The sequence below is a fragment of the Candidatus Thiosymbion oneisti genome (assembly GCF_900092655.1).
Taxonomy (GTDB): domain Bacteria; phylum Pseudomonadota; class Gammaproteobacteria; order Chromatiales; family Chromatiaceae; genus Thiosymbion; species Thiosymbion oneisti.
In genome coordinates this window covers 1-1,787 of sequence record NZ_FLUY01001451.1, presented here as the reverse complement: position 1 = coordinate 1,787, position 1,787 = coordinate 1, and the positions used below count along the sequence as shown (strand labels likewise).

Here is a 1,787-nt window from a genome sequence, read left to right as displayed (position 1 = left end):
TCCAACGCCTCGGCGAAACCCCAGAGGCCCTCCGCGATCTCTCGGTCTCGCTCAATAACGTGGGCAACACCGATCAGGCACTCGGCGATTGGAGCCAGGCACGCAACGCTTTCACCGAGGCACTCGAAATCAGCCGCCGCATCCTGCAACGGGTCGGCGAAACCCCCAAGAATCTGCGCGATCTCTCCATCTCGCTCGAAAAGGTCGGCGATATCGAAAGCGCACTCGGACATTGGGATCAGGCCCGCGCCGATTTCACCGAGGCACTCGAAATCAGCCGCCGCATCCTCCAGCGCCTCGGCGAAACCCCAGAGGCCCTCCGCGACCTCTCGGTCTCACTCAATAAGGTGGGCAACACCGATCAGAATCTCGGCGACTGGAAATCGGCCCAGGCCGCCTTTACGGAGGGCTTGGAGATCGCCCGGCATCTGGCCGCGGCCCTACCCGAGCACCAGGATCACAAGCGGCTTCCGGACTGGTTCGAGCGCCGGCTGGCCGAGCTGGCAGCGGCTCAGGAGGAAGACCGAGCTTGATTTGGGTCCGACACTACTTGAAAAATAAGCCTGTAGGGTCCGCTGTGCGGACCTATTCTCTCGTTCCCACGCGCCGCGTGGGAACGCGGAAGCTCCGCGCCACGGAGTGTCTCGGAGACGCTATGGGCCGTAGCCGCTACCGGCTTGTTGAACCACAAGTGATCGGCTGGCTCGTTCCCACGCTCCAGCGCCTGCCTGTGCGTCTCTGCACGCAGACAGGTGGGAACGCAGTTGTGGCCGCTCCAGCGGCCGAGATCCCTCGCTCCGCTCGAGACAAAGCTTCATGACGCTGGAGCGTCTAGACTTGCTCCTACGCTGGAGCGTGGGAGCCAGAGAAAAAATAAGCCTGTAGGGTCCGCTGTGCGGACCTTCTAAAGGTCAACACGCCCTAAACATCCCCCACAACAGGAGATTGCAGATGTCAGTAAAACCGATTCCGGACGGCTACCGGAGTATCACCCCCTACCTGAGTATCGAGGGCGCGGCCGCGGCCATTGATTTTTATCAGCGGGCATTCGGCGCAACCGAGCACTTCCGTATGCCCACCCCGAGCGGTGGGATCGGCCATGCGGAACTCAAAATCGGGGATTCGACCATTATGCTGGCCGATCCCTGCGCAGAAGAAGGCGCATTCCAAAGCCCCCGAGCACTGGGCGGCTCGCCGGTGGGTCTCCATCTGTACGTGGAAGACGTAGACAAGGTTTTTGCGCAGGCCGTCGCGGCCGGGGCAAAGATCATCCAACCGCTGGAAGACCGCTTCTACGGCGATCGCAACGGCACCCTCGAAGACCCATTCGGACACCTTTGGTTCCTCTCTACCCATAAAGAAGACCTCACGCCGGAAGAAATCGACAACCGGGCTAAGGAATTCTTTGCCAAGCACAACGCCTGATACGGACCTCCATGCGCTGCGGCGCACTCCTATGGACATTCTTGTTTGGGTAGTGGTTAAGGTTTAAATGGAAACATCGCCACGAGCAGGGGGTTGGGTACGCCACAAACCGCACTCCCTCTCCCTCCGGAAGAGAGCCTGTCCCGACGGAGGAGGGAGCCGGAGAGAGGGGATCAAATAAAGCAATGGAGCATAATGAACCGCTCTCCGCTAACCATTTAAAAATTTACCACTACCCTGAATGATTCGGCACGGCTTGGGGGAAAAGATCCCTCCTCCGTCGGGACAAGCTTGCTCCCACGCTGGAGAGATTGTGAAAGAATTCGCCGTTGGTGGTAGTAAAGGGTAAACCAGCGGTCGAG

General features: G+C 59.7%; 2 protein-coding genes. Both read left to right on the top strand.

All coding sequences use genetic code 11. The annotated features are described in order from the left end of the window. Nucleotides 1-533: tetratricopeptide repeat protein (locus tag BQ17_RS15075; protein ID WP_141699308.1), on the top strand; the 533-nt coding region annotated here is incomplete at its 5' end. A gap of 418 nt (nt 534-951) precedes the next feature. Further along, complete coding sequence (locus BQ17_RS15070; protein ID WP_089728434.1) at nt 952-1,425, top strand: VOC family protein; 474 nt, start codon at nt 952-954, stop codon at nt 1,423-1,425. Nucleotides 1,426-1,787: the final 362 nt, after the last annotated feature.

Excerpts from the sequence above, each read along its gene's own strand:
- BQ17_RS15070 (WP_089728434.1), top strand. The coding sequence starts at position 952 with ATGTCAGTAAAACCGATTCCGGACGGCTACCGGAGTATCACCCCCTAC.